At 72.3% G+C, this 23,355-nt stretch carries 19 protein-coding genes and 2 pseudogenes; 16 read left to right on the top strand and 5 right to left on the bottom strand.

What is annotated here, in order from left to right; genetic code table 11:
* The first annotated feature begins 10 nt into the window (after positions 1–10).
* Positions 11–547, top strand: a complete 537-nt coding sequence (locus tag ACIHCL_RS19845; protein ID WP_399863446.1) for an arginine repressor — start codon at positions 11–13, stop codon at positions 545–547.
* A 283-nt stretch (positions 548–830) separates the two neighbouring features.
* Here the strand turns inward: ACIHCL_RS19845 and ACIHCL_RS19840 are convergent, their stop codons facing one another.
* Entirely contained in the window at positions 831–1,430 is a 600-nt protein-coding gene (locus ACIHCL_RS19840) for a pyridoxamine 5'-phosphate oxidase family protein (RefSeq protein WP_399863444.1), read from the bottom strand.
* Between the two features lie 257 nt (positions 1,431–1,687).
* Here ACIHCL_RS19840 and ACIHCL_RS19835 point away from each other — a divergent pair, with 257 nt between their 5' ends.
* From ACIHCL_RS19835 to ACIHCL_RS19820, 4 genes and pseudogenes are all read left to right on the top strand, one after another.
* Positions 1,688–2,881: an argininosuccinate synthase gene (locus tag ACIHCL_RS19835; RefSeq protein WP_399863442.1), complete on the top strand. Its 1,194-nt coding sequence runs from the start codon at positions 1,688–1,690 to the stop codon at positions 2,879–2,881.
* Positions 2,882–2,968: 87 nt separating this feature from the next.
* Complete coding sequence (gene argH, locus ACIHCL_RS19830; protein WP_399863439.1) at positions 2,969–4,408, top strand: argininosuccinate lyase; 1,440 nt, start codon at positions 2,969–2,971, stop codon at positions 4,406–4,408.
* Between the two features lie 116 nt (positions 4,409–4,524).
* Positions 4,525–5,496 (top strand): aldo/keto reductase, encoded by a 972-nt coding sequence (locus ACIHCL_RS19825; protein WP_399863438.1) that lies wholly within the window; start codon positions 4,525–4,527, stop codon positions 5,494–5,496.
* A gap of 272 nt (positions 5,497–5,768) precedes the next feature.
* Positions 5,769–6,059: pseudogene (locus tag ACIHCL_RS19820) on the top strand (sigma factor); the annotation flags it as partial.
* A 27-nt stretch (positions 6,060–6,086) separates the two neighbouring features.
* Here the strand turns inward: ACIHCL_RS19820 and ACIHCL_RS19815 are convergent.
* Positions 6,087–6,635 carry a hypothetical protein gene (locus tag ACIHCL_RS19815; protein ID WP_399863436.1) on the bottom strand — a complete coding sequence of 183 codons (549 nt, stop codon included), beginning with the start codon at positions 6,633–6,635 and terminating at the stop codon, positions 6,087–6,089.
* 82 nt (positions 6,636–6,717) lie between these two features.
* On the opposite strand from ACIHCL_RS19815, the gene ACIHCL_RS19810 reads away from it, so the two are divergent.
* Both ACIHCL_RS19810 and ACIHCL_RS19805 read left to right on the top strand, forming a co-directional pair.
* Positions 6,718–7,269, top strand: coding sequence for a TetR/AcrR family transcriptional regulator (locus ACIHCL_RS19810; RefSeq protein WP_399863434.1), 552 nt, complete (start codon positions 6,718–6,720; stop codon positions 7,267–7,269).
* On the top strand, positions 7,266–8,810 hold the full coding sequence (locus ACIHCL_RS19805; protein WP_399863431.1) for an MFS transporter: 1,545 nt from the start codon (positions 7,266–7,268) through the stop codon (positions 8,808–8,810). Before ACIHCL_RS19810 ends, ACIHCL_RS19805 begins: the two co-directional genes overlap by 4 nt.
* A gap of 72 nt (positions 8,811–8,882) precedes the next feature.
* Here the strand turns inward: ACIHCL_RS19805 and ACIHCL_RS19800 are convergent, their stop codons facing one another.
* The gene (locus tag ACIHCL_RS19800) at positions 8,883–9,554 is read right to left on the bottom strand and encodes a lysophospholipid acyltransferase family protein (protein WP_399863429.1); all 672 of its coding nucleotides are present in this window, start codon (positions 9,552–9,554) and stop codon (positions 8,883–8,885) included.
* A 234-nt stretch (positions 9,555–9,788) separates the two neighbouring features.
* Here ACIHCL_RS19800 and ACIHCL_RS19795 point away from each other — a divergent pair, with 234 nt between their 5' ends.
* The 3 genes and pseudogenes from ACIHCL_RS19795 to ACIHCL_RS19785 all read left to right on the top strand — a co-directional run bounded on the left by ACIHCL_RS19795 (position 9,789) and on the right by ACIHCL_RS19785 (position 12,163).
* Positions 9,789–10,970 (top strand): glycerophosphodiester phosphodiesterase, encoded by a 1,182-nt coding sequence (locus ACIHCL_RS19795; RefSeq protein WP_399863427.1) that lies wholly within the window; start codon positions 9,789–9,791, stop codon positions 10,968–10,970.
* 107 nt (positions 10,971–11,077) lie between these two features.
* Positions 11,078–11,620, top strand: a pseudogene (locus ACIHCL_RS19790) (RNA polymerase sigma factor); the annotation flags it as partial.
* 39 nt (positions 11,621–11,659) lie between these two features.
* Positions 11,660–12,163 (top strand): GNAT family N-acetyltransferase, encoded by a 504-nt coding sequence (locus ACIHCL_RS19785; RefSeq protein WP_399863711.1) that lies wholly within the window; start codon positions 11,660–11,662, stop codon positions 12,161–12,163.
* A 112-nt stretch (positions 12,164–12,275) separates the two neighbouring features.
* Here the strand turns inward: ACIHCL_RS19785 and ACIHCL_RS19780 are convergent, their stop codons facing one another.
* Together ACIHCL_RS19780 and ACIHCL_RS19775 are read right to left on the bottom strand one after the other, a co-directional pair.
* A complete protein-coding gene (locus ACIHCL_RS19780) occupies positions 12,276–12,731 on the bottom strand; it encodes a hypothetical protein (RefSeq protein WP_399863425.1) in 456 nt (151 codons plus the stop codon).
* A gap of 2 nt (positions 12,732–12,733) precedes the next feature.
* The gene (locus ACIHCL_RS19775) at positions 12,734–13,093 is read right to left on the bottom strand and encodes a hypothetical protein (protein WP_399863423.1); all 360 of its coding nucleotides are present in this window, start codon (positions 13,091–13,093) and stop codon (positions 12,734–12,736) included.
* A 641-nt stretch (positions 13,094–13,734) separates the two neighbouring features.
* Here ACIHCL_RS19775 and ACIHCL_RS19770 point away from each other — a divergent pair.
* From ACIHCL_RS19770 to cobT, 6 genes are all read left to right on the top strand, one after another.
* Positions 13,735–14,808 carry a methionine ABC transporter ATP-binding protein gene (locus ACIHCL_RS19770; protein ID WP_399863422.1) on the top strand — a complete coding sequence of 358 codons (1,074 nt, stop codon included), beginning with the start codon at positions 13,735–13,737 and terminating at the stop codon, positions 14,806–14,808.
* A complete protein-coding gene (locus tag ACIHCL_RS19765) occupies positions 14,805–15,476 on the top strand; it encodes a methionine ABC transporter permease (RefSeq protein ID WP_399863420.1) in 672 nt (223 codons plus the stop codon). Before ACIHCL_RS19770 ends, ACIHCL_RS19765 begins: the two co-directional genes overlap by 4 nt.
* Before the next feature lie 88 nt (positions 15,477–15,564).
* Complete coding sequence (locus ACIHCL_RS19760; RefSeq protein WP_399863417.1) at positions 15,565–16,425, top strand: MetQ/NlpA family ABC transporter substrate-binding protein; 861 nt, start codon at positions 15,565–15,567, stop codon at positions 16,423–16,425.
* 154 nt (positions 16,426–16,579) lie between these two features.
* Entirely contained in the window at positions 16,580–17,257 is a 678-nt protein-coding gene (locus tag ACIHCL_RS19755; protein WP_399863416.1) for a GNAT family N-acetyltransferase, read from the top strand.
* A gap of 115 nt (positions 17,258–17,372) precedes the next feature.
* Positions 17,373–18,620, top strand: a complete 1,248-nt coding sequence (gene cbiE, locus ACIHCL_RS19750; RefSeq protein WP_399863414.1) for a precorrin-6y C5,15-methyltransferase (decarboxylating) subunit CbiE — start codon at positions 17,373–17,375, stop codon at positions 18,618–18,620.
* A gap of 338 nt (positions 18,621–18,958) precedes the next feature.
* Positions 18,959–23,176, top strand: coding sequence for a nicotinate-nucleotide--dimethylbenzimidazole phosphoribosyltransferase (gene cobT / locus ACIHCL_RS19745; protein WP_399863412.1), 4,218 nt, complete (start codon positions 18,959–18,961; stop codon positions 23,174–23,176).
* Positions 23,177–23,355: the final 179 nt, after the last annotated feature.

Below are 23,355 nucleotides of genomic sequence, written 5' to 3'. Positions count from 1 at the left end.
GGCGACGACGATGACCGAGGCGCAGGAGACCGAGTACAGCGGGCCCTCCGTGCCGCAGACCCGCACCGCACGCCACCGCCGGATCGTGGACATCCTGAACCGGCAGCCGGTGCGCTCGCAGAGCCAGCTGGCCAGGCTGCTCGCCGACGACGGGCTGAGCGTCACGCAGGCGACGCTCTCCCGCGATCTGGACGAACTGGGCGCGGTGAAGATCCGCAACACCGGCGGCGAGCTGATCTACGCGGTGCCGAGCGAGGGCGGCTACCGCACCCCGCAGGCGCCGCTGGGCGAGTCCGCGAAGGAGGAGCGGATGCGCCGCCTCTCCGCCGAACTGCTCATCTCGGCGGAGGCGTCGGCCAACCTCGTGGTGCTGCGCACCCCTCCGGGCGCCGCCCAGTTCCTCGCCTCGGCCATCGACCAGGCCGAACTGCACGACATCCTCGGCACCATCGCGGGCGACGACACACTGCTGCTGATCAGCCGTGACCCGGCGGGTGGCCAGTCGCTCGCCGCCCATCTGCTGAGGCTGGCCCAGAAGGAGCGCTGACCGGCGCCCCGCCCCGGTGCCTCCCAGCGCCTCCGGGAATCGGCTCGCCCGGACGTCTCCGGGCGAGCCGATTCCCGTCGGGGCGTCCCCGTCGGGAGCCGGGACGGACCGGCGGCCGTGCGTGTGTGCCGTCGGTGGCGCTGATCGCGGCGGGGCCCGAACCGGCCCCGCCGCCGCTACCGGGACGCCGCCCGTACGCGGACACCGCCGACGGTCGCGCCGCGCCCGTCCACGTGGAGCAGGATCCCGGCGTCCCGCCCGCACCGGACCCGTTGAGGACGGCTCAGTCCCGTTCCGCTCCCGGCATCGCCGGCAGCGGGAGCGGCAGGCCCGGCAACCCGTCGATGCTCGCAGCGATGTGCTCCTTCTGCTCGAAGTACGTGCTCAGCGAAGCGTCGTCCTCGCGGGCGAAGCGCTGGGCGTGCAGTGGCCGGTCCGCGTCGTACGACATGAAGGGGACGGCGAACCCGCAGCTGTCCCGGATCAGTTCCGCCCGCACCACGATGACGGCGCGCAGCCCGTGCGGGTCGGGATCCACCGCGCGGAAGTGCCCGAGCAGCGACGGGAACCGAGGGTCGTCGCGGAAGACCGGCTCGCCGTGGCCGTGCACGCGCACGATGTTCGGCGGCCCCTGGAAGGCGCACCACATCAGGGTGATGCGGCCGTTCTCGCGGAGGTGGGCGATGGTCTCGGCGTTGCTGCCGGCGAAGTCAAGGTAGGCGACGGTCAGTTCGTCGATGACGGCGAAGGAGCCGCTGACGCCCTTGGGGGAGAGGTTGACCGTGCCCTCGCCGTCCAGGGGCGCGGTCGCCGTGAAGAAGATGCGCTGTTCCTCGATGAAGGTCCTGAGCCGCCCGTCGATTCGTTCGTAGGTTTTTCCCATGGCGGCATTGTCGTCGCGGCGGCCCCGTCCGGGCAGGCCGTTGTGCCGGGCGGAACGGCCCGTTTACCGGGCGGAACGGCCCGCCCGGACGGGGGCGCGTCCCGGCGTACGCGGGGCACGGCGCGGCGGACCGGTCCACCGCGACGGGAGAACGGAGCCGGAGGGCCCGCGACGCGCCGCCCACCTGCACCTTTGACAAACCATACAGAGGACTGCATAGTTATACCCATCAGTGATTGCACCGTAAGGAGAAACCCGTGACCGAGCGCGTCGTACTCGCCTACTCGGGCGGCCTGGACACCTCTGTCGCCATCGGCTGGATCGCCGAGGAGACGGGCGCCGAGGTCATCGCCGTCGCCGTGGACGTCGGTCAGGGCGGCGAGGACCTGGACGTCATCCGCAAGCGCGCGCTCGCCTGCGGTGCCGTCGAGGCCGAGGTCGCGGACGCGAAGGACGAGTTCGCCGAGGGCTACTGCCTGCCGGCGATCAAGGCCAACGCCCTTTACATGGACCGCTATCCGCTGGTCTCGGCCCTGTCCCGGCCCGCCATCGTCAAGCACCTCGTCGCCGCCGCCAAGAAGCACGACGCCGGCATCGTCGCCCACGGCTGCACGGGCAAGGGCAACGACCAGGTCCGCTTCGAGGCAGGTATTGCCGCGCTCGGCCCCGACCTGAAGTGCATCGCCCCGGTCCGTGACTACGCGATGACCCGGGACAAGGCCATCGCCTTCTGCGAGGAGAAGAACCTCCCGATCGCGACCACCAAGAAGTCCCCGTACTCCATCGACCAGAACGTCTTCGGGCGCGCCGTCGAGACGGGTTTCCTGGAGGACATCTGGAACGCGCCGATCGAGGACATCTACGAGTACACCCAGGACCCGGCCACCCCGCGCGAGGCCGACGAGGTCGTCATCTCCTTCGAGGGGGGCGTCCCGGTGGCCATCGACGGCAAGCCCGTCACCGTCCTCCAGGCCATCCAGCAGCTCAACGAGCGGGCCGGCGCCCAGGGCATCGGCCGGATCGACATGGTCGAGGACCGGCTCGTCGGCATCAAGTCCCGCGAGGTGTACGAGGCGCCGGGCGCGATCGCGCTGATCACCGCCCACCAGGAACTGGAGAACGTCACCGTCGAGCGTGAGCTGGCCCGTTACAAGCGGCAGGTCGAGCAGCGCTGGGGCGAGCTGGTCTACGACGGCCTGTGGTTCTCGCCGCTCAAGCGCGCCCTGGACGGCTTCATCGAGGAGGCCAACCAGCACGTCACCGGCGACATCCGGATGACCATGCACGCGGGCCGCGCCGTCGTCACCGGCCGGAGGTCCGAGCAGTCGCTGTACGACTTCAACCTCGCCACCTACGACACCGGCGACACCTTCGACCAGTCCAAGGCGCAGGGCTTCATCGAGCTCTTCGGCCTCTCGTCGAAGATCGCCGCCAAGCGTGACCTGTCCTGACCCTCTCCCGTTACGTCACCGCCTCCCCGGACCCTCGTGCGGGGAGGCGGTCGCACATCCACCCCTTGTCCTTCCGAGGAGCACGCAGTGAGCAACGGCAACAGCAACGGCGACGTACGCCTCTGGGGCGCCCGCTTCGCCGACGGTCCCGCCGAGGCCCTGGCCAAGCTGTCCGCCTCCGTCCACTTCGACTGGCGGCTCGCGCCGTACGACATCGCGGGCTCCCGCGCCCACGCACGCGTGCTGAACAAGGCGCGTCTGCTCACCGACGACGAGCTGGACCGCATGATCGCCGGGCTCGACCGGCTCGAGGCCGACGTGGCGGACGGATCGTTCACCGGCACCGTCGCCGACGAGGACGTGCACACCGCGCTGGAGCGCGGCCTGCTGGAGCGTCTCGGCCCGGACCTCGGCGGCAAGCTGCGCGCCGGGCGCTCCCGGAACGACCAGATCGCCACCCTCTTCCGGATGTACCTGCGCGACCACGCCCGGATCATCGGCGGTCTGATCGCCGACCTCCACGGCGCGCTGGTCGGCCTCGCCGAGGCCCACCCCGATGTCGCGATGCCCGGCCGTACGCACCTCCAGCACGCCCAGCCGGTGCTCTTCGCGCACCATGTGCTGGCGCACGCCCAGGCCCTGTCGCGGGACGCGGAGCGGCTGCGCCAGTGGGACGAGCGGACGGCCGTCTCGCCGTACGGCTCCGGCGCCCTGGCCGGTTCCTCGCTCGGGCTGGACCCGGAGGCGGTCGCCGCCGAGCTGGGCTTCGAGCACGGCTCCGCCGGCAACTCGATCGACGGCACGGCCTCCCGCGACTTCGTCGCCGAGTTCGCGTTCATCACCGCGATGATCGGGGTGAACCTCTCCCGGATCGCGGAGGAGGTCATCATCTGGAACACGAAGGAGTTCTCCTTCGTCACCCTGCACGACGCCTTCTCCACCGGCTCCTCGATCATGCCGCAGAAGAAGAACCCGGACATCGCCGAGCTGGCGCGCGGCAAGTCGGGCCGTCTCATCGGCAACCTGACGGGTCTGCTGGCCACGCTGAAGGCCCTCCCGCTGGCGTACAACCGCGACCTCCAGGAGGACAAGGAGCCGGTCTTCGACTCCTGCGACCAGCTGGAGGTCCTGCTGCCCGCCTTCACCGGGATGATGGCCACCCTGACCGTCAACCGCGAGCGCATGGAGGAGCTGGCGCCGGCCGGGTTCTCGCTCGCCACCGATGTCGCCGAGTGGCTCGTCAAGCAGGGTGTGCCGTTCCGCGTCGCGCACGAGGTCGCGGGCGCGTGCGTCAAGGAGTGCGAGCGGCAGGGCATCGAGCTCGACCAGCTGACCGACGAGCAGTTCGCCAAGATCTCCGAGCATCTGACGCCCGAGGTCCGCACGGTCCTGAACGTGCCCGGCGCGCTCGCGTCCCGCAGCGGACGGGGCGGCACCGCCCCGGCGGCGGTGGCGGTCCAGCTCGCCGAGGTGAAGGCCGATCTCGCCGTCCAGCGGGAGTGGGCCGCCGCGAAGAAGAAGGGCTGACGGCGCCGCCGGGACCGGGCGGGGAGCACACGCACACGCTCCCCGCCTTCCGGTTCCGGCCGTGCCGTGCCGGGTTACGTTGACGGGAAGCGCACCCGAACGACGAGGAGCCCACGATGCCCTTCGCCCGGCTGGCAACGACCACGACCCCGACCGCCCACATCGGGCTCGGCCTGGCGGCGGTCGGCAGACCCGGCTACATCAACCTCCACCGCGACCGCGACCTGCCCGGCGACCGCGGCGTGGAGGCGCTGCGCGAGCGCACCCACGAACTCCTGGACGCCGCCTATGCGCAGGGTGTCCGGTACGTCGACGTGGCCCGCTCCTACGGCCGTTCGGAGGAGCTCCTCGCCGACTGGCTGAAGGCGCATCCGGAGGCGGACGACGTGGTCGTCGGCAGCAAGTGGGGCTACACCTATACCGCCGACTGGCGGGTCGAGGCCGAGGCGCACGAGGTGAAGGACCACGGCCTCGCCACGTTCCTGCGCCAGCGCGCCGAGACCGGTGCCCTGCTCGGTGACCGGCTCGACCTCTACCAGATCCACTCGGTCACCCCGGACAGCCCGGCCCTCACCGATCCGGAACTGCACGCCCGGCTCGCGGCCCTCGCCGCGGAAGGGGTCGACATCGGCGTGTCCACCAGCGGCCCGGCCCAGGCCGACGCCATCCGGGCCGCACTCGCGGTCAGGGTCGACGGCGAGCCGCTCTTCCGGACCGTCCAGGCCACCTACAACGCCCTGGAGACCTCGGCCGGGGCGGCGCTCGCCGAGGCGCATGCCGCCGGGCTCACCGTCATCGTCAAGGAGGCCATGGCGAACGGGCGGCTCGCCGGAGCGGAGGCCCCGGCGGTGTTCCGGGAGATCGCCGCCGACGCCGGCGTGGGGGCCGATGCGGTCGCGCTGGCGTTCGTCCTGCACCGGCCGTGGGCCGGCGTGGTGCTCTCGGGCGCGGCGACCGTCGCTCAGCTGGCCGGGAACCTGCACGCTCCGGTCGTCGACCTGGACGAGGAGCGGCGCTCCTGGCTCGGCGCGCTCGTCGAGGAACCGGAGGCGTACTGGCGGTACCGGGCCGCGCTGCCGTGGAGCTGAGCCGGGGCACGGCAGAGCGGCAGGGGTGAGAGGCGGCGACACGGCCGGGGCCGGCACGCTGGGGGCGTCCCGGGTGCCCGGACGGCCGGACACCCCTGCGCGCCCGCCGTCCGCCCGCGCCGTTCTTCGCGCGTCGGCCCGCGTCCGGGCAGCCGTCCGTGGCGACCCGTCCGTGGAGCACCGTCTGCGCGAAGCCGTCCGTCTTCTGCTGTCACATCGACGGCTGGCCGTGCGTCATCACGGTGACGGATCACGACGGAGGAATGGCGACTGTGGAGACGAACGACTTCCTGGCGGAGCGCTTCGAGGGAAACCGGGCACGGCTGAGGGCCGTGGCCCACCGGATGCTCGGTTCGACGAGCGAGGCGGAGGACGCCGTCCAGGAGACCTGGATCCGGCTCAGCCGTTTTGACGGCGCGGCGATCGAGAACCTGGACGGCTGGCTGACGACGGTCGTCGGGCGGGTGTGTCTGGACATGCTGCGCTCCCGCCGTTCCCGCCGCGAGGAGTTCCTGGACGAAGGGTTCCCCGGTGCGGGGGTGCCCGAGACGCTGCCGTGCCCCGCGGCGCCCCCGTGAACCGCGGGCGGCTCAGCGGGCGCCGCCCCGGAGCCCGTCCGCCCACGCGGCGAGCGTCTCGAAATGGTCCGGCAGCAGCCCGGTCCCCGGATCGACCCACAGCAGCAGCGCCGCCGACCTCTGCCCCCGGATCCAGTCCCGGTCCCGTTCGGCGATCTCGTCGTCGATCCACGCGAACGGCCGTCCGGCGGCGTACTCCACGATGCACGGCGTCTTCCAGTACGTGTCCGCCGGAGCGTCGTCCGGCCCCGACGACAGCCAGGCGCCGGCCCGCGTCGACAGCCAGTCGATGTACGGCAGCGCGGGCAGGCCGAGACGCGGTCCGATCCACCGGTTGGCCTCGTCCATCCAGGTCGTTGCCCAGACCAGGTCGTAGCGCCCGCTGAGGCCGATCAGCGCCCGGCCGTGCTCCGGGTTGAGCAGGACGGGCAGCGGCGGCCCGTGGTCCCAGCCCGGCGGCCGGGTCAGATGCATCGCGTAGCCGTCCGGGAGCTCGGGGCGCACCAGTGCCGCGTACGGATTGAGCGGACCGTCGATGTCGATCAGCAGCAGCGGCTTCATGCTGCTATGGTCCCGCCTCCGCCGCGCGGAGCGCGAAAGCGCCAGTGAGACGTTCTTGTCTCATCTGGGTTACCTTTGTCTCATGAGTGTGAATCGTGAACAGGTGCTGCGCAGCGCCGCCGCCCTGCTGACCCGGAAGTCGACCGCCACCATGGACGAGGTCGCCCGGGCCGCGGGCATCGGGCGCGCCACCCTGCACCGTCACTTCGCGGGACGGGACGCCCTGGTCAAGGCGTTGGAGGACCTGGGCATCCAGGAATTCGAGGCGGCCCTGGACGCCGCCGAGCTCGACGAGGGCAGCTCCGAGGAGGCGCTGCGGCGGCTCGTCGCGGCCGTGGAGCCGAGCGCCGGGCTGCTGTCCTTCCTCGTCACGGAGAACCAACTCTTCGAGGGCGACGAGGTGAACGAGGGCTGGGACCGGCTCGACGCCCGGGTCGCGGCCTTCTTCCGGCGCGGCCAGGAACGCGGCGAGTTCCGGATCGACCTCACCCCCGCCTGGCTGACCGAGACCCTCTATGGACTCGTCTCCTCCGGGGCATGGGCCGTTCAGGCGGGACGCATCGCCGGGCAGGACTTCTCCTACATGATCAGCGAGTTGCTGCTCGGTGGCGCACGCCGGAGCGTGGAGCGATGAGCGCACTCGACCAGCACGTGGAAGCCCACCGGGAGCTGCGCCGACCGGGGCGGTGGATCGCCCTGGCCGTCCTCGTCCTCGCGGTGCTGCTCGTGGCCGTGGACGCCACCGTCCTCGCTCTCGCCACCCCGTTCCTCACCGAGGACCTCAAGCCGTCCGGCACCCAGTTGCTGTGGATCGGCGACGTCTACTCCTTCGTCATCGCCGGACTGCTGGTCTCCATGGGAAGCCTCGGGGACCGCATCGGCCGCAAGAAGCTGCTGCTGTGCGGTGCGGCCGCGTTCGGCGCGGTCTCCGTGCTCAACGCGTACGCGAGCAGCCCCGAGATGATGATCGTGGCCAGGGCGCTGCTCGGCGTCGCGGGCGCCACCCTGATGCCGTCCACGCTCGCCCTGATCCGCAACCTCTTCCACGACCCGCGCGAGCGCAGCCTGGCCATCGGCATCTGGGGAGCCATGGCCTCGGCGGGCGCGGCCGTCGGCCCCGTCGTCGGCGGGTTCCTCCTGGAGCACTTCTGGTGGGGCTCGGTCTTCCTGATCAACCTGCCCGTCATGGCCGTCCTGGTCGTGGTCGGCGCCAGGATGATCCCGGAGTCGAGCAACCCGGCACCCGGGCCGTGGGACCTGGGAAGTGTGGCCCTGTCGTTCACCGGCATGATCGGCGTCGTGTACGCCGTCAAGGAGATCGCCGCGCACGGGGTCGGCGCGGGGTCCGTCGCCGCGGGTCTCGCCGGCCTGGCCGCGCTCGGCTGGTTCGTGCGCAGACAGCTCACGCTTCCCGCGCCCCTGCTGGACATGCGGCTCTTCCACCACCGCGGATTCTCCGGCGCGGTCCTCGCGGACCTCCTGACCATCCTCGGCCTGTCCGGACTGGTCTTCTTCCTCTCCCAGTTCCTGCAACTGGTGCAGGACCGGCGGCCGCTGGAGGCGGGACTGGCCGAGCTGCCCGCGACCGTCGGGGCCGTCGTCGCGGGTCTGCTCGCCGGCCGGGCGGCCCGCCACTACTCGGTGCGGTCGGTGGTCTCCGGCGGTCTCGCGGCGATCGGGCTGTCACTCGCCGCGGTCACCCTGATCCACAAGGAGACCGGATATCCGATGCTCGGCGCCGTGCTGCTGGTCGTCGGTGTCGGCGCCGGCCTCGCGTTCACCGTCACCTCCGACGTGATTCTCTCCAGCGTCCCGAAGGAGCAGGCGGGCGCGGCGGGCGCGGTCTCCGAGACGGCGTACGAACTCGGCGCGGCCCTCGGCATCGCCCTGCTGGGCTCCGTCGTCACCGGCGTCTACCAGGACTTCGCCACCCCGCAGGGCGTCCCGGCCGCGACTGCCTCCGCCGCCCATGACTCACTGGGCGGGGCCGTCGAAGCGGCCCACGGCCTGCCGGCGCCGCAGGCCGAGGCGCTCGTCTCCGCGGCGCAGGACGCGTTCGTCGAGGGACTGCGGCTCGCGGCAGGTGCCGGCGCGACGGTCCTGCTGGTGACGGCCGTCGCGGCCTGGTTCCTGCTGCGCGGTCAGAAGCTGGCGGAGGGCGTCGTACCCGAGTGACCGAGCCCCGGCACGCGGAAGGGGGACGTACCCACGCCGGGTACGTCCCCCTTCCGCATGCCGCGCGTCAGCTCATGCGGCTTTGGCCTTCGTCGCGTACACATCGACGTACTCCTGACCGGACAGCCGCATCACCTCGGCCATCACGGAGTCCGTGACCGCCCGCAGCACATAGCGGTCCCGGTCCATGCCCTCGTAGCGGGAGAACTCCATCGGCTCACCGAATCGGACCGTCACCTTCCCGGGACGCGGCATGCCGCCGCCGGTGGGCTGCAGCTTGTCCGTACCGATCACCGCGAACGGCACCACGGGCGCGCCCGTCATCAGCGTCAGCCGCGCGATGCCCGTGCGGCCCCGGTAGAGGCGGCCGTCGGGGGAGCGGGTGCCCTCCGGGTAGATGGCGAACGCCTTGCCCTCCTCCAGGATCCGACGCCCCGTCATCAGCGCCGCGACGCCGCCCCGGCCGCCGTCCCGGTCCACCGGGATCATGCCGCACCCCGTGAAGAACCAGGCCATCGCCCGGCCCTTGAGCCCCTTGCCCTTCACGTACTCGTCCTTGCCGATGTAGAACACCGGCCGGTCGCAGCAGATCGGCATGACCATCGAGTCGATGAAAGTCAGGTGGTTGCCCGCGAGAATCACCGGACCGTCCCCGGGAATGTTCTCCGCACCCTCCACCTGGGGGCGGAACATCAGGCGCAAAAACGGTCCGAGCACTGCCTTGAAGAGTGCGAGTCGGGACAACGGTTCCTCCGGTGTAGTGGCCGGGCCGGCCGGGGCGCGGGATCGAGGCGGTCCACGCAGGTGAGGACGATACTCGCGGGTCCCCGTCGGCCGCACGTCGGGCTCATCCAGCGGATACCGGGTGTTGACGCGTGTTCGCGCCAAGTCGGCCCAGGTGCCGCTCCTTCGACGGTACGACTGCCTACGCTCGGGCCGCGCCCGACAGGTGCGAGACATCACACGCGAGGAGCATCCATGACAGAGCGCGCGCAGACGGGACCCGGCCGCAGAACGATGCTGGGGGCGGGGGCCGCCGTGCTCGGCACCGCCGCCCTCGGACTGGCCGGCGGCCCGGCCGGGGCGGCCGATCACCAAGCCGCCGAACGGGCGGGCCGGCCGGGCACCGGACACGGCTTCCGCCTCGACCTGCCGGTGCCCACCGTCATCGGGCACCGCGGCGCCAGCGGCTACCGCCCCGAGCACACCCTGGGCTCCTACCAGCTCGCGCTCGACATGGGCGCGCACGTCATCGAGCAGGACCTGGTGCCGACCAGGGACGGCCATCTCGTCTGCCGCCACGAGAACGACATCACCGCCACCACCGATGTCGCCGAGCACCCCGAGTTCGCGCACCGCAGGACCACCAAGAAGGTCGACGGAGTCCCCCTCACCGGCTGGTTCACCGAGGACTTCACCCTGGCCGAGCTGAAGACGCTGCGCGCCAAGGAGCGCATCCCCGGTACCCGCCAGAAGAACACGCTCTACGACGGCCGCTGGGAGGTCCCCACCTTCGAGGAGGTCCTGCGCTGGGCCGACCGTGAGGGGCGCAGGCGCGGCGAGCCGGTCTGGCTGTACGTCGAGACCAAGCACCCCACCTACTTCCGCGGGCTGGGCCTCGGCCTCGAAGAACCCCTCGCCGAGCTGCTGCGCCGCCACGGCCGCCACCGCCGGAACTCGCCCCTCATCCTCCAGTCCTTCGAACCGGGCAGCATCCAGCGCCTCTCCCGGCTGGTGGACACCCCGGGCATCGTCCTGCTCTCGGGTCCCTCCGAGCGCCCCTGGGACTTCGTGGACTCGGGCGACCCGCGCACCGTCGCCGACCTGGTGAAGCCCGAGGGGCTGAAGTGGATCGCCTCCTACGCGCAGGGCATCGGCCCCACCCTGGACCTGATCATCCCCAAGGACGCCTCGGGGCGGCTCGCCGAGCCGACCGCCCTGGTCCGGGACGCGCACGCCCGGAACCTGGTCCTGCATCCGTACACCATGCGCAACGAGAACTCCTTCCTTCCCGCCGACTTCCGGCGCGGCACGGACCCCGACGCGTACGGCGACGCGTTCGGAGCGTTCCGGGCGTACTTCGAGACGGGCATCGACGGGATCTTCTCCGACAACCCGGACACCGCCCTCCTCGCCGCGGCCGACTTCACCGCGAGGTGAGGGAGGCCGTACGCGGACCTCGTCACCACCCGGCCGGGTCATGCCCCCGGTCGGGTGGTGACCGCCGAGCCGGGCGACCGGTCCCGGCGCCGGGGAGTTGACCGGGCATGACCCCTTCCCGTCCCACCCCCGCGACCGTCGTCCACGCCCTCCGTCCGCTGGTGAGCGCCGAAGCCGCGGCGGAGGCGGCCGCCGCCGCGACCGGGGCCGTCATCGAATCAGCCGACCTCGAACAGGCCGTCTGGCTGCGGCTGCTGGAGCGGCTCGCCCGGAACCGGCCACCGGCCGACGCCGGCCGCTGGGTGCGCGACACCGTACGGGCGGAGGCCCGCAGGGCCCGGCGTGCCGCCCGGCGCGAACTCCCCTACCGCGACGAGATCTCCGCGGATCCGTCCGACGGCCCCGAACGGACCGTCCTCGGTGCCGACGAACGCCGGGCGCTGCGCGCCGCGGTCGGCCGGCTGCCCGGCCGCTGCTCCCGGTTGCTGGCGGCGATGCTCGCCCCGGGCGACCCGACCTACCGGGAAATCGCAGGGAAGTTGGGTATGTCACAGGGGAGTTTGGGGCCGATCCGTTCCCGATGCCTTGGATGTCTGCGCAGAATGCTCGCGGCGGAGGTTGTCGTTCCTCGCCCCCGGGAAAGGGAGCGTGAGACAACCGGAGGATCAGGTGGGCGGAGGCATGCACACATGGGCATGAGTGTGATCATCTCGGCGGCGACGGCGCGGGACGCCGAAGAGGTCTTGAAACTTCAGTACCTCTGCTTCCAGGGCGAGGCGGAGCTGTACGGCAACTACCGGATCGATCCGCTCGTCCAGACGCTCGACTCCGTGCGCGACGAGATCTCCACACAGCTGGTGTTCGTGGCGCGGCTGGGGGAGGAGGTCGTCGGTTCGGTGCGCGGCTTCACCGACCAGGACGGCACCGGGCAGATCGGCAGGCTCTGCGTCCACCCCCGGCTCCAGGGGCACGGCCTCGGTGCCCGGCTGCTGCGCGCGGCGGAGTCGGCACTCGTCGACGAGCGTTCGGCCACCCGCTTCCGGCTGTGCGCCGGGCACCGCAGCGAGAACAACCTCCGGCTGTACCAGCGGGCGGGATACGCCACCGTGGGCGACGAGACCGGACGGGACGGCGTCCGGATGGTCCTGCTGGAGAAGGACGCGACCGCGCCCGCGTACGTGGCCAGCGCCTAGAGGACCCCTGAAGACCTCGCCGGGTCCGCTCGTGCCCACCTCGGGGGCGTACGCGACAGGGACGCGGGGGGGTGAGGTGGTGCGCACCGGTTGCACCCGGCGCGCACCGCGCTCACGCGTTCCTTGCGCGACGCAGCCAGATCATCCCGGTGATGGGCAGGATCACGGGAATGAACAGGTAGCCCATGCCGAAGTCGGACCAGACGGTCGCGTCCGGGAACTCCGAGGGCGCCACCACCGTCCACGTCCCCACGACCAGCACGCCCAGCAGCTCGGCGGCGCAGCACACCATCGCCGACCTGCGCGCCCTCTCGCCGCCGCGCGCCAGCGAGTACGTGATGAATCCGTACACCACGGCGGCGAGGGCCGACAGCGCGTAGGCGAGCGGTGCCTTGTCGAAGTCCACGATGACCTGCACGATCGAGCGGGACGCCGCCGCGACGGTGAAGACCCCGTAGAACCAGAGCAGTACCCGGCCGGGGCCGGTGCCGAGGTCGAAGGGCCGCTTCTCGCCGGTGTCCGCCGCGGGGGTTCGGCCGGCGACGGGGGTGCGCTCGGTGTCGGCCACGGTCAGTTCCCCCAGATGTCGTAGAGGCGTACTTCGAGGACGGCCAGCACGACCGCCCCCGCCGACACCGTCAGCGAACCCCACCGGGTCCGCTCGCTGAGCGACAGGAATCCGGCCGCCGGCACGGCGAGGAAGGCCCCCGCCAGGTAGGCGATGAAGATCGCCGTGCCCTGCTCCGGCCGTTCGCCGCGGGCCAGCCGCACGATGCCGACCACCAGCTGGGCAAGGGCCAGCAGCAGGACCACGGCCATCCCGATGAAGTGCCAGTCCTTGGTCGGCTGGTCCCGGTACGCGGCCAGTCCGCACCAGGCTGCGAGGGCGAGCGCGGTCACGGCGACCGCGACCGTCAGGGCGTCAAGCATGAGGCGAGGGTATTACGGGGGAGAAGGAGCTCCGCGTGCACCCCCGTCCGGCGCCGATCGGACCGGGACGCCGCCGCCCGCTTCGCCGCGCCGGACGCCCGGCCGAAGCGGAATCCTCTCCCACACCGTGGCCTTGGCCACAGCGCGCGACCGCGACGGATCCGTGACCGTCGGCGGAAAGAGCGGCTGCTTGATCACGTTTATGCAGGTCACAGCCCTGAAGTAGGGAAGAGTGGCCGGTGCGGAACTGGGCCGCCAACCCTGTCCACGGCTGTCCGTCATCCGGACACTCGGCTGGGGCGGAACGCGGCGTCTGTTTTACTGGGGGGCATGACCACGACGAGCAACCGCACCCCTGCGACCGAGGCGAACATGACGCCCGGTGCTCGTCGTATGTGTCGAATGCGCACCTTCTGAGGGCCCCCGCCCGATCCTCGCGCCCCGAAGCGAAACCGAGCCCATGCCGTCCGCACCCGGCGGAACGAGCCCTTCCGCGTGCCTCGCCCCGGCCACCACGTGCCCCGCGACCGTGCCGGACCCGACTCGGTACGTCCGATCGAAACGTTCGAAGAGTCTCCATCAGACGAATGCCCCGTGCCCGGCGGACACCGCGCCGCGCACTCGACAGTGACGGAAACCCTGTGATCACCACTACGGGCCTCACGAAGGTCTATCAGTCGCGCGGCCGTGAGGTCACCGCCCTGGACGGCGTCGACCTGCACGTCCGGGAGGGCGAGGTGTTTGGCGTCATCGGGCAGAGCGGCGCCGGAAAGTCGTCCCTCATCCGCTGCGTCAACCTCCTGGAACGCCCCACGTCCGGCACCGTGACCGTGGCCGGCCGGGACCTCACCGCCCTCGCCGGCCGGGGCCGGCGGGCCGGAAAGGAACTGCGCGAGGCGCGCAGCCGTATCGGCATGGTCTTCCAGCACTTCAACCTGCTGGACTCCCGCACGGTCCAGGCCAACGTCGAACTGCCGCTGGAGATCCTCGGCGTCGGAGCCGGGGACCGGTCCCGCAAGGCCCTCGAACTCCTCGACCTGGTCGGCCTCGCCGACAAGGCCAAGGCGTACCCCGGCCAGCTCTCCGGTGGCCAGAAGCAGCGCGTCGGCATCGCCCGCGCCCTGGCGGCAGACCCCAAGGTGCTGCTCTCCGACGAGGCCACGTCCGCGCTCGACCCCGAGACCACCCGCTCCATCCTCCAACTGCTGCGCGACCTCAACCAGCAGCTGGGCCTGACCGTGCTCCTCATCACCCACGAGATGGACGTCGTCAAGACGGTCTGCGACTCCGCCGCGCTCATGCGGAAGGGGCGCGTCGTCGAGTCCGGCACCGTCGCCGGCCTGCTCGCCACCCCCGGCTCCGAACTGGCCCGCGAACTGTTCCCGGTCGGCGGCACGCCCTCCGGCCCCGGCCGCACGGTCGTCGACGTCACCTTCCACGGCGAGTCCGCCACCCAGCCGGTGATCTCCCAGCTCTCGCGCACGTACAACATCGACATCTCGATCCTGGGCGCCGCGATGGACACCGTCGGCGGCAAGCAGATCGGCCGGATGCGCATCGAACTGCCCGGCGGCTTCGACGAGAACGTCGTCCCCATCGGCTTCCTGCGCGAGCAGGGCCTCCAGGCGGAGGCCGTGACCGACGGCGCCGAGGGAGCCGCCGGGGACGCCCCCGCACAGACCCCCGCCCCGTTCACCAAGGAGGTGGCGAAGTGACCTGGTCGGACATGCAGCCGCTGCTGGCCCAGGGGACCGTCGACACCCTCTACATGGTGCTCTGGTCCACCGTCGTCACCGTCCTCGTCGGACTGCCGCTCGGCATCCTGCTCGTCCTGACCGACAAGGGCGGACTGCTCCGGAACGCCGCGGTGAACAAGATCGTCGGCGTGATCGTGAACATCGGCCGCTCGCTGCCGTTCATGATCCTGCTGATCGCCCTGATCCCCTTCACCACCTGGGTCGTCGGCACCTTCATCGGCCCCACCGCGATGATCGTGCCGCTCTCCGTCGGTGCCATCCCGTTCTTCGCCAGGCTCGTCGAGACCGCCGTCCGGGAGGTCGACCACGGGCTCGTCGAGGCCGTCCAGTCCATGGGGGGATCCATCCCGACGATCGTGCGCAAGGTACTGCTGCCGCAGGCACTGCCCTCGCTCGTCTCCGCCGTCACCACCACGGTCATCGTGCTCGTCGGCTACTCCGCGATGGCCGGCGCTGTCGGTGGCGAAGGGCTCGGCTCCAAGGCCGTGACCTACGGATACCTGCGCTTCGACAACCAGTTCATGCTCATCACCGTCGTGCTGCTCGTCGTCATCGTGAGCGTGATCCAGCTGATCGGCGACCTGGCGGTGAGGCTGCTGGCCCGGCGGGGCCGCGCCACCACCTGATACGCCGCCACCCGAGACTTCCCTTCCTCCCAAGCCCGAACTCCTTGTCCGGGCGCATCACCCTCATCACCAGAAAGAGGCACTTTTCGTGCGTAAGAGCATCAAGATCACCGCAGCAGCCGCCGCCACCGCAGCCCTGGCCCTCGGCCTCAGCGCCTGCGGCACGGACTCCGATCCCGCGTCCAAGAGCGAGGGCGGCGCCAAGGCCGACACCTCCAAGGCGCTCGTCGTCGCGGCCTCCCCGACCCCGCACGCCGACATCCTGGACTTCGTCAAGAAGAACCTGGCGGAGAAGGCGGGCCTCAAGCTGGACATCAAGGAGTTCACCGACTACGTCCTGCCGAACACCGCCACCGAGAGCGGCCAGGTCGACGCCAACTTCTTCCAGCACCAGCCGTACCTCGACGACTTCAACAAGAAGAAGAACACCCACCTCGTCTCCGTCGGCACCGTCCACCTGGAGCCTCTCGGCCTCTACTCCAAGAAGATCAAGTCCCTCGACGCGATCAAGTCCGGCCAGACCATCGCGGTGCCCAACGACACCACCAACGAAGGCCGTGCCCTCCACCTCCTCGCCGAGAACGGCCTGATCGAGCTGAAGGCGGGCGTCGGCACCGACGCCAAGCTCAGCGACATCACCGACAAGAAGGGGCTGGAGTTCAAGGAGCTGGAGGCCGCGACCGTGCCCCGCGCCCTGAACGACGTCGACGCCGCCGTCATCAACGGCAACTACGCCATCGAGGCGAAGCTGAAGCCCGCCAAGGACGCCCTGGCGCTGGAGAAGGCCGACGGCAACCCGTACGCCAACATCATCGCCGTGAAGAAGGGCGCCGAGAAGGACCCCCGCGTCGAGAAGCTCCTGAAGCTCCTGCACTCCGACGAGGTCAAGAAGTTCATCGAGGACACCTACCAGGGCTCGGTCGTCCCGGCCTTCGGCGCCTCCTCCTGACCTTCGCGCACCCGGCCGCCGCACCGGCCGCCGGACGGAGCCCCGCGCACCCCGTACCACCGGGTGTGCGGGGCTCCGCCGTACCCCGTACCACCGGGTGTGCGGGGCTCCCTCGTAACCGACCCGCCCATGCGCGACGCCGACCCGATGCGCCATGCTGTGCCTTTACACGGTCTTCGGCATGGAGCTGCGCATGACTTCCACCTTCCCGGACATCTCCATCAGCACGGACCGGTTGGTGCTGCGCCCGTTCGACATGGTGGACGTCCCCGCGTACATCGAGATGATGAACGACGAGCTGGTCACCGCCTGGACCGACGCCCCCCACCCCTTCACCCGGATCGACGCCGAACGCTGGGTGCGACGGATCGCCCCCGCACAGCGCACCAACGGTGACGGCATCGTCCTCGCCGTCACCGAGTTCCTCACCCAGCGGCTCGTCGGCTCGGTCCGCCTGCTCCACACCGACCGGCGCACCCTGGCCACGGAGGCCGAGTACATCACCGCTCCCTGGGCGCGCGGTGAGGGCTACGCCACCGAGGCCGTCCTCGCGCTCGCCCAGTGGCTCTTCCGCGACCAGGGCTTCGAACGCATGGAACTGCGCACCCCCGCGGGCGACACCGCCGCCCAGCAGGTCGCCCAGAAACTGGGCTGTATCAGCGAGGGAGTCCTGCGCAACGCCCGGATAGCCCGCACCCGCACGGAGGACGGGGGCTGGACCGACATCAGGACCGACCTGATCGTGTGGGGGCTGCTCCCCGAGGACCTCGAAGGCGTCGCCGAGCAGCTCGCCGACGCCGGCGGCTACGGCGCCCACAGCGACTGGAACTGACCGTTCCCAGGGGCTGCGGGCCCGCACCGGGTCGGACCGGGTACTCTCCCCCTGCCCCCTCACATACAGGTCCGCCCACTTTTGACCTGCGACAACTCCAGGAGACTGACGACAGATGGCCGATCGGGTCACCGTGATCGGCTGGGACGGTTCGCCTCTGACCGGAGCGGCCACGGCCGCGCTCTCGGCCGCAACGCTCGTCGCCGGAGCCGCCCACCACCTCGCCCTCCCCGAAGTCCCCGAGCACGCCGAGCGCATCCGTCTCGGCTCCATCGACCTGGCCGCCCGCCGCATCGCCGGACACCGCGGCAGCGCCGTCGTCCTCGCCGACGGAGACCCCGGCTTCTTCGGAGTCGTGCGCAACCTCCGCGCGCCCGTGTACGGGCTGGAAGTCGAGGTGGTGCCCGCGGTGTCGTCCGTCGCCACCGCGTTCGCCCGCGCCGGAATGCCGTGGGAGGACGCCCGGATCGTCGTCGCCCACCCCCGCACCCTGCGCCGCGCCGTGAACGTCTGCCGCGCCCACCACAAGGTCGCCGTCCTCACCTCGCCCGGCGCCGGCCCCGCCGAACTGGCCCTGCTCCTCGAAGGAGTCCACCGCACCTTCGTCGTCTGCGAGGAACTCGGCACCGCGCGCGAACAGGTCAGCATCGTCACCTCGGATCGGGCCGCCGACCACGTCTGGCGCGATCCCAACGTGGTGATCGTCATCGGCGGCGGCTCCGAACCGCAGGCCGCGGGCGCCTGGATCGCCGGCCACGCCCCCGGCGGGCCCCGTGGCGTACGCGGCTGGGCGCTGCCCTCCGAGGCGTACCCGGCCGACCCGCGCGCCGCGGGGGGCGCCCGGGGCGAGAGCCGCGAGGGCGAGTCCCCGGGGCTGCGGGCCGCCCAACTGGCCCTGCTGGGCCCCCGTACCGGGGACCTCCTGTGGGACATCGGCTCGGGGGGCGGAGCCCTGGCCGTGGAGGCCGCGCGCTTCGGGGCGGCGGTGCTCGCGGTCGACAGCGATCCGGCCGCCTGCGCCCGGACGGCGGCCGCGGCCCGTGCCTACGGGGTGCAGGTCCAGGTCGTCGAGGGCCGGGCCCCACAGGTGCTGGAGCCGCTGCCGGAACCCGACATCGTACGGATCGGGGGAGGCGGCGTCGCCGTCGTCACCGCCGTCACCGAACGGCGGCCGGAGCGCGTCGTGACCCACGCGTCGACACGCGACGAGGCCGAGGCGCTCGGCGCGGCACTCACCGGGCACGGATACACCGTCCGGTGCTCGCTCCTCCAGTCCGTCGAACTCGACACGTCCGCCTGGTCGGAGCGCGAACGCTCGGTCGTCTTCCTGCTTTCGGCGGTCCGTTCCGACCTCGCCCCCTGACCAGGTCGGAGCCCGGTGCGAGGTAGGCTGGCCGATCGTTGCACCGCGGCTGGGCGTTCGTCGCTTCGTTCGTCAATGTCCGGAAAAGAGGACTGTTTTGGTCCTCCTTGTGGTACGGCAGGACCGGGGGACGCACGACGTGGCGCAGTCCACAGCGGACCGTGGCGAAATGAGCTGCCACGGTGGCGAACGGCCGGGAGAATGCGGTATGTCCGCGACTCTCCCGAGCCGCGCGGCGCGTCCGCTCGTCACCGACGAGCGTCGGCGCGGTGCGGTCGGGCGTCCCGGACGAAGGGCCGAAGAAGCGAAGAAGCACTGACGATGGGCGAGGGGTACGCATGAGTGACACCGGCCAGATCCCGGGTGAGGGACTGCCGGAGAGCGCGGGCACGGTGGAGCAGCCGGGCATCGCCGCCGCGGATGACTACACCTACCTCGCTCCCTCCGAGTACGTACCCGAGGACGACGACCTTCTGCTGATGCCGAGCCCGCAGGGCGCTTGGAGCGACCCGCAGACGGTGCCGGCTCCCGGCCCGTACCCCGACGCCGCCACCCTGCACGCGTCGGTGCCCGCACAGGGTGGCCATGCGGCGTACCCCCAGGCGGGTGGTGAGGCTCCCACGCAGCCGCAGGGGCCCCTGGTCCAGGAACCCGCCCTGACGCAGCAGCCCGTTCAGGCGTCGGCGCAGGCGCCGGCGCCGGCGCCGACGCCGGCCCCGGACGCGTACGTCGGACAGCGGCCGGTGGCCGAGCCGTTGCCCGGGGCCGGTCACGGGACGCCGGGGATCGGTGGCCACGACACCGGTTCCGTCGACCTCGGGGGCGTACACATCCCCGCGCCCACCCCGCCCCCCGCGGCGACGCCCCGGCCGAACCCCCGGGCCGCCGCACGCCGGCCGCTGCACCATGGGCCGATCACGGCCGACGGGCCCTCCTACGGCGGCCCACCGACCGGTGGTGTGGTCCGTTCGCTCGCCGACCGCGGCCCCGCGGGCGCGCCCCAGCCGCAGCCCGTACCCCAGCCCCAGGCCCCCGCGCCGCAGGCCGGGCCGCCCGTCGGCGGACCCGAGTACCTCCGAGTGCCGGGTGACGGCTCGTCCATTCTGCCCGGTCCGCAGCTGGGCCAGATCCTGCCGCAGGGCGGGACCCCGTGGGCCGCTCCCGCTCCGCAGCCTTCCGCCGCCCCGGTGGCGGCGGATGCCGTCGTTCCCGGAACGCCGGTGACGGAGGCCGCGGTTGCGGAGGCCGCTGCTCCGGAAGGCGCCACTCCCGAATCCACTGCTCCGGCGGCGGTTGCCCCGGAAGCTGCGGTCGCCGAGGCCGCGGTCGCGGACGCGGGGGTTGCCGAGGCTTCGGTCGAGGTTGCGGGGGTTGCCGAGGCTTCGGTCGAGGTCGCGGGCGTTGCCGAGGCTCCGGTCGAGGTCGCGGGCGTCGCGGAAGGCGCCACCCCGGAAGCGGCGGCTCCGGAGCCGGTCGCCGAGACCGTTGCCGAGCCCGCACCCACGGCTCAGCCCGTACCGGCAGCCCCGGAACAGGCTGCGGGGACGGAGACGGTGAGCGTTCCGGGAACGGCGAACGGTCCGGAGACCGTGAGTGCTCCGGTGGTCGCCGAGGCTGCCCCGGAAGTCGTGAGCGCCCCGGTGGCCGACGCGGCTGTTCCGGAGGCCGTGGGTGCTCCGGTGGCCGACACGGCTCCGGAGGTCTTGACCGCCGCTGTCGCCGAGGCCCCTGCCGAGGAGCGGGCGGACGCCGCCGGGCCGGCGGCCGATGCGGTGGCTGACGCTGCGGACACCGACACGGTCGTGTCGGCGGAGAACGAGGCGCCGTCAAGTGCGGCACCGCAGGCCGTGGTCGGGATGCCGGGGCCCGTCGAGGCCGTCGAAGCCGCCGTCGCGGCGGCGGCGGAGGAGGAGGCGCGGCCGGGGGCCGTTGAGGCCGCCGCAGGCGCCGCTCCGGTGGTCCCGCAGGTGCCCACGGAGGGCTCGGTTCCGGTGCACCCGGCCCCGATGCCGGTCGGGGCGGAGGCGGTCGCGGCGGAGCCGGACGGCGCGGCGCCCGCCGCGGAGGCGGTCCCGGCCGCGCCCGTGGAGCCCGCGAGTGCCGAGGACGGAGCCGTCGCCCCGGCCGACCCAACCCACGAGGCTGCTCAGGTCCCCGAGGCCGACCCAACCCACGAGGCTGCTCAGGTCCCCGAGGCCGCCCCGACATCTGAGGCTGCTCAGGTCCCCGAGGCTGTCCCGACCTCCGAGGCTGCTCAGGCCCCCGAGGCTGTCCCGACCCCCGAGGCCGCTCAGGCATCCGAGCCCTCTCCGGTGCTCGTACACGTCGAGCCTGCCGCAGAGACCCCCGATCCGGTACCGGCGGCCTCCGAGCCCGCGCGGGCGGCTGGGGCCGACGCCGAGGAATCGGCGGGAGCCGTCGCGTCGGAGCCGGAACCGGAGGCCGTGCCGGTGGCCCCCGAGCCTGCCGCGGAGACCCCCGATCCGGTACCGGCGGCCTCTGAACCCGGGCGGGCGGCTGGGGCCGACGCCGAGGAATCGGCGGGAGCCGTCGCGTCGGAGCCGGAACCGGAGCCCGTGCCGGCGGCCCCCGAACCCTCCGGGGCGCCCACCGGGGCCCTGTCCGAGGAAGCGGTGCCCGCCGAGCAGCAGCCGGAACCGGAGAGCCACACCGGCCCCGGGGAGGTCCCCCAGCACCCTGCCGAGGAGGCCGAGACGCCCGCGGCGACCGTGTCCGACGAGGTCACACCGGCCGTTTCCGAGGCTGCCGCAGAGCCCGCGCCCGGGACGGCCGCCGCGCCCGAGGCAGCCGCCGCACCGACCACCCCGCCCGCTCCCGGGTACGACGACGCCGAGCGCGAGGCCGTGCTCCGCGTCATGCGCGAGCGCCGCGACATCCGCAACGGCTTCCGCAGCGACCCGATCCCGCACGAGGTACTGCTCCGCGTCCTGGAAGCCGCGCACACGGCACCCAGCGTCGGCCACTCGCAGCCCTGGGACTTCGTCGTCATCCGCTCGGCGGAGACGCGGCGCTCCATGCACGAACTGGCACAGCGCCAGCGCGACGCCTACGCCAAGTCGTTGCCCAAGGGCCGGGCCAAGCAGTTCAAGGAACTCAAGATCGAGGCCATCCTCGACACCCCGGTCAACATCGTCGTCACCGCCGACCCCACCCGCGGCGGACGGCACACCCTCGGTCGGCACACCCAGCCGCAGATGGCCCCGTACTCCTCGGCGCTCGCCGTCGAGAACCTGTGGCTCGCCGCGCGCGCCGAGGGCCTCGGCGTCGGTTGGGTGAGCTTCTTCGACGAGCGCGAGATGGTCCGTGCCCTCGGCCTGCCCGAGCACCTCGAAATCGTCGCCTACCTGTGTGTCGGATACGTCGACGAGTTCCCCGAGGAGCCCGAACTGATGCAGGCGGGCTGGTCCAGGCGTCGCCCGCTGTCCTGGGTCGTCCACGAGGAGACGTACGGCCGCCGTGCCCTGCCCGGCGAGGAGCCGCACGACCTGCTCCAGGAGACCATCGCCAACATCCGCCCGCTGGACGCCAAGGCGCTCGGCGAGGCGTGGGAGCGCCAGAAGCGGATGACCAAGCCCGCGGGTGCGCTTGGCATGCTGGAGATCATCTCCGCGCAGCTCTCCGGGCTCTCCCGGGTGTGCCCGCCGCCGATCCCCGAGCCCGCGGCCGTCGCGGTCTTCGCGGGCGACCACGGAGTGCACGCCCAGGGGGTCACCGCCTGGCCGCAGGAGGTCACCGGCCAGATGGTCGCCAACTTCCTCGACGGGGGCGCGGTCTGCAACGCGTTCGCGGCGCAGGTCGGTGCCGAGGTCTGCGTGGTCGACGTGGGTGTGGCGATGGACCTGCCCGCGACGCCCGGGCTCCTTCCCCGCAAGGTGCGCCCCGGAACGGCCGATTTCACCACCGGTCCCGCCCTCACCCGCGAAGAGGTCCTCGCTGCCGTCGAGGTCGGCATCGAGACCGCCCGCGATCTGGTCGCGGCGGGCAACAAGGGACTGCTGACCGGTGAGATGGGCATCGCCAACACAACCGCCTCGGCCGCGCTGATCAGCGTGTACACCGGCACGGACCCGGCCGAGGTCACCGGACGCGGCACCGGCATCACCGACGAGATGCACGCCCGCAAGGTCGACGTCGTCCGCCGCGCCCTCGAACTCCACCAGCCCGACCCGGCCGACCCGATCGGTGTCCTGGCGGCGGTCGGCGGCCTCGAACACGCCGCGATGGCCGGCTTCCTGCTGGGCGGGGCCTCGCTCCGTACGCCCGTCATCCTCGACGGGGTCAGCGCGGGCGCCGCGGCCCTCGTCGCCCGGGCGATCGCCCCCGAGGCCCTCGCGGCCTGCATCGCCGGTCACCGCAGCGCCGAGCCCGGCCATGTCGCCGCGCTCAACAAGCTGGGGCTGCGTCCGCTCGTCGACCTCGACCTCCGCCTCGGCGAGGGCACGGGCGCGCTGCTGGCGCTGCCGATCGTGCAGAGCGCGGCGCGGGCGATGCACGAGGTGGCGACGTTCGACGCGGCCGGCGTCACGGAGAAGTAGCCCGGCGCGTCTCCCGGCCCCTGGATACGTCTCCCGGACCCCGGACCCCGGGGGCCGGGGGCCGGGAGACGCGCTCGTGCCGGGGGACCGCCGCGCCACCCCCGCCCGTGCCCACCACGTATCGTGGACCCACCCCGGGAGACCCGCGTATCCCCACGTCAGCGCCGCTTCACCGCCGC

It is taken from the genome of Streptomyces sp. NPDC052042, from assembly GCF_044548345.1.
Taxonomy (GTDB): Bacteria; Actinomycetota; Actinomycetes; order Streptomycetales; family Streptomycetaceae; genus Streptomyces.
Note: the sequence above shows the minus strand (reverse complement) of the source record. Positions and strands in the feature narration are given on the sequence as shown.